Raw genomic sequence first — 14,126 nt, 5'->3', positions numbered from 1 at the left:
CTTTTTCGTCTCACAGGACTGAATTAAAAGGTTGTTTTTATGAAGCAATCTGCTTAGATTGTTGTTTTTGTTTCATTTCAGGTAATAGTAGATTTAATAGTACACCTACAATTGCTGCAAGTGCCATGCCTTCTACTTGGAAAGATTCTCCAACGCGTAGTACTGCGCCGCCAATACCGATTACCAGGATTACTGATGCAATCATTAAGTTTCGTTTATCACTTAGGTCTGTTTTATCATCTACCATCATGCGTAAACCACTTGATGCGATTACACCGAAAAGTAAGATCGATACTCCGCCCATAACTGGTGTTGGAATCGAGTGAATCAGTGCTGAAATCTTACCGATAAATCCGAACATAATCGCGAACACCGCTGATCCAATGAATAGGTATACACTGTATGCTCTTGTAATTGCTAGTACACCGATGTTTTCACCGTATGTTGTATTCGGTGGTCCACCTATTAATGATGCAATTAATGTTGCTACCCCATCCCCGAAGATCGAGCGATGTAGACCTGGTTTTTCAATTAGATCTCTTTTAATGACATTTCCAAGTACAATTTGGTGCCCGATATGTTCTGAGATTGTTACGAGTGCAACTGGTACCATTAAGAGTACAATCTTCCATGAAAACTCTGGAGTATATGTTACAAATGGTATTGTGAAGTCTGGTACGTCAAACCATTTTGCCTCAGCTACCGGTTTTAAATCTACAAGCCCTTGGAAGTAAGCGAAGATATATCCCCCGACGATTCCAAGTAAAACTGGTATGATGCTGAAAAATCCTCTTCCGAATATGGAGCAAATGATTGTAATTGCTAATGTTACTAATGCTACTGAAAAGTGAGTAAAGCTATACTTGCCATCCGCACCATTCATCGCCATATCAACTGCTGTATGTGCTAAAGCTAAACCGATAACCATTACGACTGGACCAACTACGATTGGTGGGAGTAACTTCATGATCCACTCTGATCCTGACTTCTTAATTCCCAGTGAAATTAAGATGTAAACAAGTCCTGCTAGTAAGCCACCAAGCATTGCTGCTCCTGGCCCACCTGCTGTTTTTGCTGTAATGATTGGTGCGATAAACGCAAATGATGATCCTAGATATGCTGGTACTTGACCTTTTGTTATAAGAAGGAACGCTAGTGTTCCTAATCCACTTGATATTAAAGCTACTGATGGGTTCAGTCCTGTTAAAAATGGAACAAGCACTGTTGATCCAAACATAGCGAACAAATGCTGTATACTTAAAAATAACCATTTCCCGGGTTTCGGTACTTCCTGAACGTCTAACACTGGCTTTTGCTCCATTGTTATATCCTCCTTCAGTTTAAAACTTTGCAATAAAAAAACTCTTTGTGACTGTGCACAAAGAGTCCTATACTTTCGTATGTCAAATTTGACATACGAAAGTCAAGACCCTTTGGCAGCCTCACAGGACTACATTTAAAAGGGCTTTACTTATCGTATATACTTACTCGATCTTGTTGATCTGTCTCTTGCAAATCAACTTCAATACGCTCTTCACTTGATGTTGGAATATTTTTCCCTACATAATCAGCGCGAATTGGTAATTCACGATGACCTCTGTCTACAAGAACCGCAAGCTGGATTTGTGACGGTCTACCTAAATCCATCAGAGCATCCATTGCTGCTCGAACCGTTCTTCCTGTATATAGTACATCATCCACTAGAATAACTTTCTTTTTCGTAATGTCCACAGGAATATCAGAACCTTTTACAAGTGGCTCTTTATTTTTAGATTGTAGTGTTAAATCATCACGATACAATGTAATGTCTAACTCCCCTACTTCTATTTCTTTCCCTTCAATTTGACCAATGCGTTCTGCTAAACGCTGTGCAATAAAGATACCACGTGTTTTAATCCCGACAAGAACACAATTATCAACACCTTTATTACGTTCCACAATTTCATGACTGATGCGTGTTAAAGCGCGGCGAATCATTTGGTCATCTAAAACGACTGCTTTTTCTTGCATGTTCTACACCTCCAAGCTTTTTTCTTGCGTGAGAGGAATGGTATAAAAAAAGTCCTCTCAGCGTGTGCGAGAGGACTTTTGAAAAAAGGGTATAACTATACCCTAAGTATTTCAAACCGTTACCTTCTCAACCTCACGGGGCTGTGTTAAAGGATCATTATTTAACTGTTGTTAGTATCGCAAATTCCACTTGTTTTGTCAATACTATTTCCGTAAAACATTTAAGACTTCTTCAAACACTGCTGGAACTGGTGCCTCAAACTCGATATATTCCCCTGTACGAGGGTGATCAAATCCTAAGATTCCTGCATGAAGCGCCTGTCCATTTATATCTAACGTCTTTTTCGGACCATATTTCGGATCTCCCGCAATCGGGTATCCAATATATTTCATATGAACACGAATTTGGTGCGTACGGCCGGTTTCTAAACGACATTCTACAAGTGTAAAATCTTTAAATCGTTCTAACACCTGGAAATGCGTAACAGCATTCTTCCCATTTTCATCAACCGTCATACTTTGGCGTTCCTTTTTATCACGGCCAATTGGAGCATCAATTGTCCCTTTATCATGTGGAATTACACCATGGACGATTGCTTTATATCGTCTTGTTACTGTTTTTTCTACAAGCTGATTTACAAGAGATTCATGTGCCATATCATTTTTAGCAACCATCAATAAACCAGATGTGTCTTTATCAATACGATGCACAATACCAGGACGCATTACACCGTTAATACCTGATAGATCTGTACAATGATACATTAATCCATTTACAAGGGTACCACTTGTATGTCCAGGAGCTGGATGTACAACCATACCGCGTGGTTTATTGACAACTAATACATCTGCATCCTCATAATAAATTTCTAAGTTCATATCTTCTGCACGAATATCTAGTTCTTCTGGCTCTGGAATTGCTACTGCAATTTCATCTTTTTCTTTTACTTTATAATTCCCTTTAATGGTATTTCCGTTTACGGTTACAACACCATCTTTAATCCATTGCTGCACCTGTGTACGTGACCATTCATTATTTACACCTGCAACAAACTTATCAATCCGTTCATTTTTTTGTTCTTCTGCAACTGTTACTTGTACTACTTCGCTCATTCAATTACTCCTTCATTTTCTTTCCTTCTAATAATGTTTGGATAATAATTAATACAACTCCAATACATAAAGCTGAGTCAGCTATGTTAAATACCGGATAGTTGTATGAAAAAATATACACGTGAATGAAATCCACCACTTCTTGTCTAAATACACGATCAATAAAATTGCCAATTGCTCCGCCTAAAATAAGGCCTAATGAAACTCCTAGGAGTTTATCTGTTTTCGCATACTTTTTCATATAAAATACGATAAACCCTACAAAAACAACTGTAATAACATAGAAGAACCACATTTTACCTTCTAAAATACCCCAGGCAGCTCCTCTATTCCGATGTGATGTTATGTATAATACATTATCGATAATCGGGATACTTGTACCTAATTCCATGTTCTTTACAATTAACCATTTCGATATTTGATCGATGGCAATGACAAATAAGGCTATTAAATAATATATCATTTTCATTTCCCCCACAAAGACAGTGTACCTCAAAATTTTAGCATAGCTACGGTCTTTTCACAATGAACCTTTACGGAAGAATAAAATAAAATGGAAAAAGGTAATATAATATCATTGTACTATCAGACATTTACTTTCTCATATAAAAATTCATGAATTGTACGAGCTGTTGGCATGATTTGCATTTGCTTTACAGGAATATATTTTCCAGTTTCTTCACAAATTCCATACATATCAATTTCCATTTTAAATAATGCTCGTTCCACATCTTTTAAATCTTCTCTTATATCATGTAAAAATAACTTCTTTTTCGCATCTTCCTTCATGTCATACCCTAGTTCTTGTCCGAATTCCATATGATATGTGTGCATCGCTTCTTTTGCCAGTCGCTCCTGTAATTCTTTTCTCATCAATTGTAATTCTTCTTTGATTTCCATGTAGATTTCATTCACGTGTACATTCCTCCCGGCTGCAATGTACCGTTAGTGTGTCCGAAAATTTCTCACTTACCGCTCACACATTTTTCCTTCCTAGGAAAGAGATGAATCACTGATAAAATAATAATGTCATAAACAAGGTTTTACCACCTGTGAATCATGTAATGCATATAAAAAACTGACTGCAATAATTAGCAGTCAGTTTTTCATTATTATTTTACATAATTTTCTTTTACAACTGTCGCACAACGCTCACATAATGTTTCGTGCTCAACGTCTTTGCCAATTGTTTCAGAAACAATCCAACAACGTTCACATGTTTCACCAGTTGCTTGTACCACAACAACAGCTGTATGCTCATATTTCGGAGCATCTGCTGGAGCTTCCTCAATTGTTCCACCAAGTTTATACTCAGAGACAATAAACAATTGTTTTAAATCTTCACTAATAGACTCTAACATTTGTTTCATTTCTGCAGTTGGATAAAGGGTAATGCTCGCATTTAATGACTTACCGATTACTTTTTCATTACGAGCCACTTCTAACGCTTTTAATACGTCATCGCGAAGGGTCATGAATGCATCCCATTTCGCTTTTAACGCTTCCGCACCTTCTATTTCAACAGCTTCTGGCATATTAGTTAGCTGAACGCTTTCTTCAACCACACCAGGAACATATGGCCATACTTCATCAGCTGTATGCGGTAAGATTGGTGTTACAAGTTTTGTTAATGCAACAAGAACATCATAAAGCACCGTTTGAATTGCACGACGGTCATGATGATTTGCAGCCTCGATGTATAAAATGTCTTTTGCAAAGTCTAAATAAAATGAACTTAAGTCGATTGTACAGAAGTTATGAATTGCATGATATACTGCCGCAAAATCATATGTTTCATATGCTTCTTTTACTTTTGTAATTAAGTCATTTAGTTTCACCAGCATGTAACGATCTACTTCGCGTAGTTCAGCTTTTGCTACTGCATCTTGACTTGGATTAAAGTCAGCTAAATTTCCTAATAAGAAACGGAAAGTATTACGGATTTTACGATATACTTCTGCTACTTGTTTTAAAATATCATCTGAAATACGTACATCAGATTGATAATCAACAGAAGATACCCACAGACGTAAAATATCTCCACCTAATTGGTCCATAATTTTCTTCGGTACAACAATATTCCCGATAGATTTACTCATTTTACGACCTTCACCGTCTAAGACGAATCCATGGCTTAAAACACCTTTATATGGTGCTTTACCTGTTACTGCAACTGCTGTTGATAACGAAGAGTTAAACCAACCACGGTATTGGTCAGATCCTTCTAAATACAAATCAGCTGGACGTTGTAAGTCTTCGCGCTCTTCTAGAACAGCTTGATGAGAAGAACCTGAATCAAACCATACGTCCATAATGTCTGTTTCTTTACGGAACTCACCATTTGGACTAGATGGATGTGTAAATCCTTCTGGTAATAAATCTTTCGCTTCACGTTCAAACCATACGTTAGAACCGTTCTCACGGAATAGATCTGCTACGTGATTGATTGTTTCATCTGTAATAATTGGATCGTTATTCTCTGCATAGAAGACAGGAATTGGTACACCCCACGCACGTTGACGAGAAATACACCAGTCACCACGGTCACGAACCATATTATGAAGACGTGTTTCACCCCATGCTGGCACCCATTTCGTTTCTTCAACGGCTTGTAATAACTCTTTACGGAATGCTTCAATAGATGCAAACCATTGCGCTGTCGCACGGAAGATAATCGGTTTTTTCGTTCTCCAGTCATGTGGATAAGAATGCGTGATAAATGTTAATTTTAATAACGCACCCACTTCTTCTAATTTTTCCGTAATTGGCTTATTTGCTTTATCGTAGAATAAACCTTCAAATCCAGGCGCTTCATTTGTTAATACACCTTTATCATCAACTGGGCAAAGAACCTCTAATCCATATTGTTTCCCAACAATGAAATCGTCTTCCCCATGTCCTGGTGCTGTATGTACACATCCTGTACCAGCATCCGTTGTAACATGTTCTCCAAGCATAACTAAAGAATCCCGATCATAGAATGGATGTTTCGCAACTGTATACTCAAGTTCGCTACCTTTAACTGTTTTCACAACTTCAGCATTTTCCCATTCTAACGTTTTAGAAACTGTGTCAAATAGTTCAGAAGCAATAATATATTTTTCACCATTTACTTTGACAATGCTATATTGAAGCTCTGGGTGAACAGAAATACCTAAGTTTGCTGGTAATGTCCAAGGTGTTGTTGTCCAAATGATAAATTTCTCATCACCTTCTAATACGTTTTTCCCGTCTTTTACTGGGAATGCTACGTAAATAGATGCTGATTTTTTATCTTGATATTCAATTTCAGCTTCAGCTAAAGCAGATTCACTCGTCGGAGACCAATAAACAGGCTTTTGTCCTTTATAGATGTAACCTTTTTTCGCCATTTCACCAAATACTTTAATTTGTTGTGCTTCATACGCTGGCTCTAGAGTGATATATGGATTATCCCAATCTGCACGTACACCAAGGCGTTTAAATTGCTCACGTTGACGATTTACTTGTTCATATGCATACTCTGCACATAATTTACGAAATTCTGCAACCGTCATTTCTTTACGTTTTACACCTTTATTTGTTAAAGCTTGTTCAATTGGTAAACCGTGTGTATCCCATCCTGGTACATATGGTGCACAGTATCCCGTCATCGATTTGTAACGAACAATAAAATCTTTTAATACTTTATTTAATGCATGTCCCATATGAATGTCACCATTCGCATATGGAGGACCATCATGTAATACAAATAAAGGACGGCCTTTTGTATGTTCTTGTACTTTTTCGTAAATATTCATTTCAGCCCATTTTTCTTGCATTGCAGGCTCACGTTTTGGTAAATTCCCACGCATTGGGAATTCTGTTTTCGGCATTAGTAATGTATTTTTATACTCCATGCTCAATTCCTCCTCGAATGTATAAAAGAAAGACCCTAAAAAATGGAATAAAAAAGAGACTTTCTCATCCCAAAAAGGGACGAGAAAGTCTCCCGCGGTACCACCCTAGTAGACCATACATATATGCACTGGTCCTCTTTGTATTCTTAACGCGAATATACGCCTACGCTTACTTTTTTGTTCAGCGCGGAACTCCAGGGTGATTTTCCCATTATCTCCTTATCCTGAGCTTACACCATCCTCAGTTCGCTATATAAGGTATAAAAAAGGTACTTATCCCTATCTTCGTTTTTCTTAATAAATATGTTGTTTAAAATTATATGTAATAATGAGAAAAACGTCAAGCTTACACTGTTTCTTCTTTCTTTAACAGCTCGTCCACTTCTTCTTCTAGCTCAATTAATTTGTCCCAATCATCGTTGTTTAACATTTCAAGCTGCGCTTCTAATAACATACGGAAACGTGTGCGGAATACTTTCGCTTGTTTCTTTAGTTCTTCAATATCAAATGCAACTTTTCTTGATTTCACTAAAGCTTCATTAATAATACGGTCTGCATTTTTTTCAGCTTCACGTACAATTAATTTTGCTTCTTTTTGTGCATTACGCTTTACTTCTTCCGCTGCTTCTTGTGCAACAACGATAGATTTATTTAGTGTATCTTCAATGTTAGAGAAATGATCCAATTTCCCTTCTAGCTGAGCAACTTTTTCTTCTAATGCTTTCTTCTCACGAATGACCAATTCATAATCTTTGATGATCTGATCAAGAAACTCATTTACTTGATCCTCATCATAGCCACGGAATCCGCGACCAAATTCTTTGTTATGAATATCTAATGGTGTTAACGGCACAAACGCCACCTCCAAGTAGTTATCTAAATTTTCCTCTTTTTAATTATATCTTTTCTTCGACAAAATAAGAGATTTTCCTTCTAAAAAACCAATCATTTTAGTATACCATACAAAACTCTCCATTTGTCGCGTTTCGTTTTTCCTTCTACAGAAAATAATTTCCCACGTCCATATCCTCTAACTGAAAAAACATCACCTGGAAAACACTCGTATGCAGTTTGTTCAACCGTTTTCCAATTTACTTTCACAAGACCATTCTTTATAAGCGGCTGTGCTTTTTGCCGTGATATATGGAGCATTTCAGCTAACAGGACATCTAATCGAAGTGATGAAACAGTTCCAGACTGTTCTCTCCACTCTTCTTGTAATTGTAATACTTTATCTGCTTGTACAGAGGAAAGTGAGACCTTCATTTTCCCTATCGATTGTAAATTCATTTCAATGTACGAAACAATCTCTTTTGCAACTATAATTTGGGCACGATTTTCTCGAAGCAAAATATCACCACACTTTTCTCTTGTGAGACCAAGAGACATAAATGCACCTAATATTTGCCTATGTTCAAGCGCATAAAATTTGGAAGGATAGTCAATTTCTAATACTTCAACTTGAAAATCTTCTTCATTTAAATTAAGGTAACTCGGATAAATAAGAGCTCTTTTCCTTTCCGCTTTTGGCGTAGCACCATAAAGTCGTAAAGTAGCATCTCCTTGATTCCCCACTATCGTAGCAACAATTTGCTGCTGACGTGGATCAAGAAAATCCGTTAGTTTCACTTGATGATATTCTTCAGCCATCTGTTTCCATTCTAATGCTTTATCAACAAAGACCACTTCTTCAGGTCTAAAATGCTCATAGATGCTCATTCATGCAACCTCTTGTTACAAGAAATAACGAAACAGACTTACTAAACCACTACTAGCCAATTTCAACGCAATAATTGCGACAATTGGAGAAATATCAATCATACCAAAAGGTGGGATAAATCTCCGAAACGGCTCTAAATATGGTTCACAAATACGCGCTAGAAAATCACCAAATGTCGATTCTCTAGCCCCTGGAAACCAAGATAGAAGAATATAGATAATAAGCGCCCAGGAATAAATCTGGATGATCCAAAGCAATGCTTGTAAAATAGTTATCATGGCGTATTACCACCTCTTTATATTTGTCTCTTCCTCTTCACCGAACAACTCAGAAATGGCCCCAACAATATCGACAGTCTCAGGTGTACAAATAAATGTTTTCGGTCCTAATTTTTGAATATCCCCGCCTATAGCGTATACAGTACCACTTAAAAAGTCAACGATACGTACAGCTTGATCTGTGGACATTCTTTGCAAATTAATGACAACAGCTCTTCTTCCTTTCAAATGATCCGCAATACCTTGTGCTTCCGAATATGTACGCGGTTCTAGTAAAACAACTTTAGAAGACTGCTTTGCTGTTTCAATACTTACAATATTTTGTTTTGGCTGTGCTTTCGTAACCGGGATATCCTGCTGCTGAGGTTCCTGTTTTTTCATTTCAACTTGCTCCTTTTCCTTTTCGTAAGCTTCTCGCTCTTCTGGTGTGTCAAAAAAGAAGTACTTTACTTTTGACCAACTCATAATAACATTCTCCTTCCTTTTACGCTTTTCCTACTAAAATCGTTCCCAAACGAATATATGTAGCGCCTTCTTCAATTGCAATTGTATAATCATTTGACATTCCCATAGATAACTCTTCACACGGAGCATTTGATAACTCTAGTTCCTGCACTTGTTTTTGCACCCCACGTAACACCTTAAAACAATGACGGATTTCTGCTTCTTCCTCAGTAAATGGTGCCATTGTCATTAATCCAACCACTTCAATTTTATCAAACTCTTGCAAAGCACGAATAAACGCAATCGTTTCCTCAGCTGCTATCCCCTGCTTCGATTCTTCAGACGATGTTTTCACTTGTACAAAACATCGAACCTGCTTTGTAGCACGCTTTTGGATTTCTTTTGCTAGCGAAATGCGATCCAATGAATGCAAATAATCAACTTTATCAATAATTTCTTTTACTTTTCTCGTTTGTAACGAACCAATGAAATGCCAGCTTACTTTTGAACCGAAATGCTCATACTTTTGTAAAAGACCTTCATTACGATTCTCACCTAAATCAGTAAGTCCAGCTTCTATTACTTCATTTGTTTTTTCAATTCCTACTGTTTTTGTTACTGCAACGAGCTTAATCTCTTGTGCCGAGCGCCCTGCTCGTTCACATGCTTTTTTGATTTCCGCATTTACAAATGCTAATTTCTCTTGTACTACCACTGTTTTCAATCCTCCTTAAAGCCTATGAAACTCAACATTCTTCCTGTTTTCCCTTGATCACGGCGATGCGAGAAAAACAATTGTTCTTCACAGCTTGTACAAAGAGACGACATCACAATATGCTCTTCTTTTATGCCAGCTTGAATGCATAATATACGATTGATTTCTTTTAAATCAATTGCATATTGTCCGTCTGAAATCAATTTATATGGAACAGGTCCGTTTACGGCTTGTTTTGCTGCTGATAATACACGATCATCAACTACATAACAGCAGGACCCAATGGCTGGTCCAATTGCAACATACATCTCATGAACTGGTACCCCTTCTGCATTCCACTTTTGAATCATTTCTTTTGCAATTTCTTTTACAGTTCCCTTCCATCCAGCATGTGCAAGTCCTACCATTCCATGTGATGGTGCATAGAAATAGAGTGGAACACAATCAGCATAACACGACGTTAAACATACCTCTCTATCAGTCGTATAAATACCATCTGTATTTGGGATACCATCTTCATATAAATAGATTCCTCGTCCTTTTTCTCCGTGTCCTACTTTTTCAACGTGTTGATCATGAACCTGCTCTGAACAAATCCAATTTTCTAATGGTTTTTGTAACTTGTTTGCTAAAATACGTCTATTTTCATGAACATTCTCCATCATATCATTTACATGTAGTCCTAAATTCATCGCATGAAAGGAGCCTGTACTTACTCCACCATCTTTTGTAGTAAATCCTGCTGTAATGTTTCCAAGTTCTTTCCACGCTTGTAAATACAATATACCGTCCTCATATATAAATGGTTCTCTCATAAAGCGGCTCCTTTTAATAAAATAACATAAAAAGCATGGTACTTCCTGTCTATTTTACCATACTTTTATTTTTCCATAATGACAACATAAAAAAAAGAGGAATTTGTAATATTCTTTAAGAAATTGTCGGTGTTTGTATTGATTCTGTTACAGGATTGACATGATCAGCTCTTACTAATATTACATCCTCTCCAATTTTTACAATTTGCTTCCACGGAATAACAAACTCCGCCTCTTTCCCAAATATCCCTAGCATACGCGCTTGTTTTGAAATAATGACAGCTTGAATCTTTCCAGTGTTCATATCAATATCTATATCGCTAATGTTTCCAAGTTTTTTTCCGTCAGAGACATTTACAACATCCTTAATTTGAAACTCTGAAATCCGTATCATTATTATTCTCCTCCTGCAGCAGTTTCACTTTATTGCCATTATATGAACACGTAATCTTTCCTATGAACAGAATCTTGAGACTCACAACTTAAAAAGGTCTCATCTTAAATGATGAGACCTTATCCTTGAATTGTTTTATTCATTTGTTTAATTGCTGATTTTTCAAGGCGTGATACTTGTGCTTGAGAAATCCCAATCTCTTCGGCAACTTCCATTTGTGTTTTCCCTTGAAAAAAACGTTTTCGAATAATCATTTTTTCGCGATCATTTAATCGCTTCATTCCTTCTTTCAACGCCAATTCTTCCACCCATTGCTCGTCCCTTTGTTTATCATCACTTAGTTGATCCATTACAAAAATAGGATCGCCCCCATCATTATAAATCGGCTCAAATAATGATACTGGATCTTGAATGGCATCAAGCGCAAAAACAATTTCTTCATGTGTCACTTCAAGCACTTTTGCAATATCCATTGCCGTTGGCTCTTTTGAATTTTCAGCAATTAGCTTTTCTCTTACCTGCAATGCTTTATACGCGATATCTCGTAATGAACGAGAGACTCGAATTGGATTGTTATCACGTAAATATCTCCGGATTTCCCCAATAATCATTGGCACAGCATATGTTGAAAATTTAACATTTTGGCTTAAATCAAAGTTATCAATGGATTTCATAAGTCCAATGCAGCCGACTTGGAATAAATCATCAACAAATTCTCCTCTGTTGTTAAATCGCTGAATGACGCTCAGTACAAGACGTAAGTTTCCATTTACTAATTTCTCTCTTGCGCTTATCTCTCCACTTTGCATTTCTCGAAATAATTTACGCATCTCTTCATTTTTTAGTACTGGAAGTTTAGCTGTATCAACACCGCAAATTTCTACTTTGTTTCTCGTCAAAGTGTTCCCTCCTATCGGGAGTTGCTGTACAGTGTAAAGTATCTCCTTTGGAGGGAATTTTATGCATACCGTTTTTTTGTTGCCTTTGATTAAAATATCATTCGCACTTTACAAGAAAACATGACAAAACCAATCGGAATACCGATTGGTTTTATACACTCCCCTTGATAATACAGCTTTTCAAAAACATCACTTTATACCATTTTATTAAATTCTTTTCGAAGCCTTTTTATAATTCTCTTTTCAAGTCGAGATATATAAGACTGTGAAATCCCTAGCATATCCGCCACATCTTTTTGTGTTTTTTCCTCTCCTCCTGCAAGTCCAAAGCGGAGCTCCATAATTTGTTTTTCACGATCATTCAATTGATGTAGGGCTTTCATAAGAAGGTGCCTGTCTACAGTGGCCTCTAAGTCTTTTGTAATAATATCATCATCCGTACCAAGAACATCTGATAATAACAATTCATTCCCATCCCAATCAATATTTAATGGTTCATCAAATGACACTTCTGAACGATTTTTATTATTTCTACGTAAATGCATTAAAATTTCATTTTCTATACAACGTGATGCATAAGTTGCGAGTTTGATTTTTTTTTCAGGATTAAATGTATTCACAGCCTTAATAAGCCCAATGGTTCCAATACTAATTAAATCCTCAATATTAATTCCTGTATTTTCAAATTTTCGCGCTATATACACAACAAGTCGCAAGTTACGCTCAATAAGTAATGACCGTGCCGCTTGATCACCTTTTGGCAACTTATTAAGGAGTACTTCTTCCTCCTCTTTTGTCAAAGGTGGTGGCAATGCCTCACTTCCACCTATATAGTAAATTTCATCGGTCTTAATTCCAAGTTTCAATAATACTTTATACCAAATATATATGAAATAAAATTTTAATTTCGCCATACTCTCCCACCTCTCATAATTAAGCAATTGTAACTTTCTGAGATATCAACATTTTCGGATGTATAATACATTGGTACTCTCCATTTGTAGACAATTGCTGTGTATTTAAGCCAATTAGTACTTTGTTTACGACCATATCACTTCCTTCATGATGAATTTGAACAATATCAGGCTTAATTGCCCATAAAAATTGATGATCAATTCCTACTGCTCGAAAAGGAATTAAGCGAAGCCTCGTTGCCCAGCCAGAATCATTTTCTGGTATTTGCGGAATCTCTGTCTTGGAATAAATCTGCTGTGTTAACCATGTTGGTAAACAATGCTCTAATGATGAAATATGCATAATCATAACCGGTGTTTTTGTTAACGGGTCATAAAGCTGATTTCCACTATCAATTAAACCATCTAATGTAATTTCATTTTCAACAAGTTTAATATTCACCTGTACAATTTGGTCATAGTGAATCTTAGTGACTTCCACATTTTCAATACGTTTTTTTGAAAAGTAATAAATGATCGGGAATCCAAAGATTACAAACATCCAGCTTACAGGATCACCATAAGAAATTGATTTTGACTGGACTAATCCACCTACCATTTCATTTGTTTGTAGGAAAAAATGAGTCCCTATTAACCCTCCCCCTACCATAAATGTTACAAAATAAAAGGTAAAAACAGTTTGTGTATAATCTCTAAAAGTAGAAAATCCAAACGCTGTATACACAATAAGTAATGAGTATACTAGTTTCATAATTGGATGTGTCATCATAGAAGCAAAAGGAGTAAAGGCAAAAATAACAATTGTAGAACCAATGAATGCTCCTAGCACAAACCTCCATTTTTTGATCCTCTTTTTCAACACAGTTGCTGTTAATAAAAGTAAAAGAAAATCAATGCAGGCGTTTAACAACCACACAACATCGGCGTAAACAACCAAACAATTCAC

The 14,126-nt window shown here is 36.6% G+C and carries 16 protein-coding genes and 1 other annotated feature; all 16 genes read right to left on the bottom strand.

The genetic code is table 11. From position 1 onward, the window contains the following. Positions 1–37: 37 nt before the first annotated feature. The 16 genes from uraA to spoIIGA all read right to left on the bottom strand — a co-directional run bounded on the left by uraA (position 38) and on the right by spoIIGA (position 14,117). Positions 38–1,321 (bottom strand): uracil permease, encoded by a 1,284-nt coding sequence (uraA, locus tag CN288_RS04025; RefSeq protein ID WP_026590264.1) that lies wholly within the window; start codon positions 1,319–1,321, stop codon positions 38–40. Between the two features lie 146 nt (positions 1,322–1,467). Continuing rightward, positions 1,468–2,010: a bifunctional pyrimidine operon transcriptional regulator/uracil phosphoribosyltransferase gene (gene pyrR / locus CN288_RS04020; RefSeq protein WP_001156487.1), complete on the bottom strand. Its 543-nt coding sequence runs from the start codon at positions 2,008–2,010 to the stop codon at positions 1,468–1,470. Between the two features lie 204 nt (positions 2,011–2,214). After that, complete coding sequence (locus tag CN288_RS04015) at positions 2,215–3,123, bottom strand: RluA family pseudouridine synthase (RefSeq protein ID WP_026590263.1); 909 nt, start codon at positions 3,121–3,123, stop codon at positions 2,215–2,217. A 4-nt stretch (positions 3,124–3,127) separates the two neighbouring features. After that, positions 3,128–3,586, bottom strand: a complete 459-nt coding sequence (gene lspA / locus CN288_RS04010; protein WP_026590262.1) for a lipoprotein signal peptidase LspA — start codon at positions 3,584–3,586, stop codon at positions 3,128–3,130. Between the two features lie 122 nt (positions 3,587–3,708). Further along, a complete protein-coding gene (locus CN288_RS04005; protein ID WP_026590261.1) occupies positions 3,709–4,038 on the bottom strand; it encodes a molecular chaperone DnaK in 330 nt (109 codons plus the stop codon). Between the two features lie 197 nt (positions 4,039–4,235). Then, complete coding sequence (gene ileS2 / locus CN288_RS04000; protein ID WP_026590260.1) at positions 4,236–7,001, bottom strand: isoleucine--tRNA ligase; 2,766 nt, start codon at positions 6,999–7,001, stop codon at positions 4,236–4,238. A 72-nt stretch (positions 7,002–7,073) separates the two neighbouring features. Next, positions 7,074–7,296, bottom strand: a binding site (T-box leader). A 51-nt stretch (positions 7,297–7,347) separates the two neighbouring features. Further along, entirely contained in the window at positions 7,348–7,854 is a 507-nt protein-coding gene (divIVA, locus tag CN288_RS03995; protein ID WP_016116021.1) for a septum site-determining protein DivIVA, read from the bottom strand. Positions 7,855–7,946: 92 nt separating this feature from the next. Further along, complete coding sequence (locus CN288_RS03990) at positions 7,947–8,720, bottom strand: YlmH family RNA-binding protein (protein WP_026590259.1); 774 nt, start codon at positions 8,718–8,720, stop codon at positions 7,947–7,949. Between the two features lie 15 nt (positions 8,721–8,735). Beyond that, positions 8,736–8,999, bottom strand: coding sequence for a YggT family protein (locus CN288_RS03985; RefSeq protein WP_026590258.1), 264 nt, complete (start codon positions 8,997–8,999; stop codon positions 8,736–8,738). A 6-nt stretch (positions 9,000–9,005) separates the two neighbouring features. Continuing rightward, positions 9,006–9,464 (bottom strand): cell division protein SepF, encoded by a 459-nt coding sequence (locus tag CN288_RS03980; protein WP_026590257.1) that lies wholly within the window; start codon positions 9,462–9,464, stop codon positions 9,006–9,008. A gap of 19 nt (positions 9,465–9,483) precedes the next feature. Then, complete coding sequence (locus CN288_RS03975) at positions 9,484–10,158, bottom strand: YggS family pyridoxal phosphate-dependent enzyme (protein ID WP_026590256.1); 675 nt, start codon at positions 10,156–10,158, stop codon at positions 9,484–9,486. A gap of 5 nt (positions 10,159–10,163) precedes the next feature. Then, the gene (gene pgeF / locus CN288_RS03970) at positions 10,164–10,973 is read right to left on the bottom strand and encodes a peptidoglycan editing factor PgeF (protein WP_026590255.1); all 810 of its coding nucleotides are present in this window, start codon (positions 10,971–10,973) and stop codon (positions 10,164–10,166) included. A gap of 115 nt (positions 10,974–11,088) precedes the next feature. Continuing rightward, entirely contained in the window at positions 11,089–11,367 is a 279-nt protein-coding gene (locus CN288_RS03965) for a YlmC/YmxH family sporulation protein (protein WP_026590254.1), read from the bottom strand. A 119-nt stretch (positions 11,368–11,486) separates the two neighbouring features. After that, the gene (gene sigG / locus CN288_RS03960) at positions 11,487–12,266 is read right to left on the bottom strand and encodes an RNA polymerase sporulation sigma factor SigG (protein ID WP_003199794.1); all 780 of its coding nucleotides are present in this window, start codon (positions 12,264–12,266) and stop codon (positions 11,487–11,489) included. A 194-nt stretch (positions 12,267–12,460) separates the two neighbouring features. After that, entirely contained in the window at positions 12,461–13,180 is a 720-nt protein-coding gene (sigE, locus tag CN288_RS03955) for an RNA polymerase sporulation sigma factor SigE (protein ID WP_026590253.1), read from the bottom strand. A 19-nt stretch (positions 13,181–13,199) separates the two neighbouring features. Continuing rightward, positions 13,200–14,117 (bottom strand): sigma-E processing peptidase SpoIIGA, encoded by a 918-nt coding sequence (gene spoIIGA, locus CN288_RS03950; RefSeq protein ID WP_026590252.1) that lies wholly within the window; start codon positions 14,115–14,117, stop codon positions 13,200–13,202. Positions 14,118–14,126: the final 9 nt, after the last annotated feature.

The organism is Bacillus sp. AFS023182 (assembly GCF_002560575.1).
In the GTDB taxonomy this organism is placed as follows: domain Bacteria; phylum Bacillota; class Bacilli; order Bacillales; family Bacillaceae_G; genus Bacillus_A; species Bacillus_A arachidis.
Note: the sequence above shows the minus strand (reverse complement) of the source record. Positions and strands in the feature narration are given on the sequence as shown.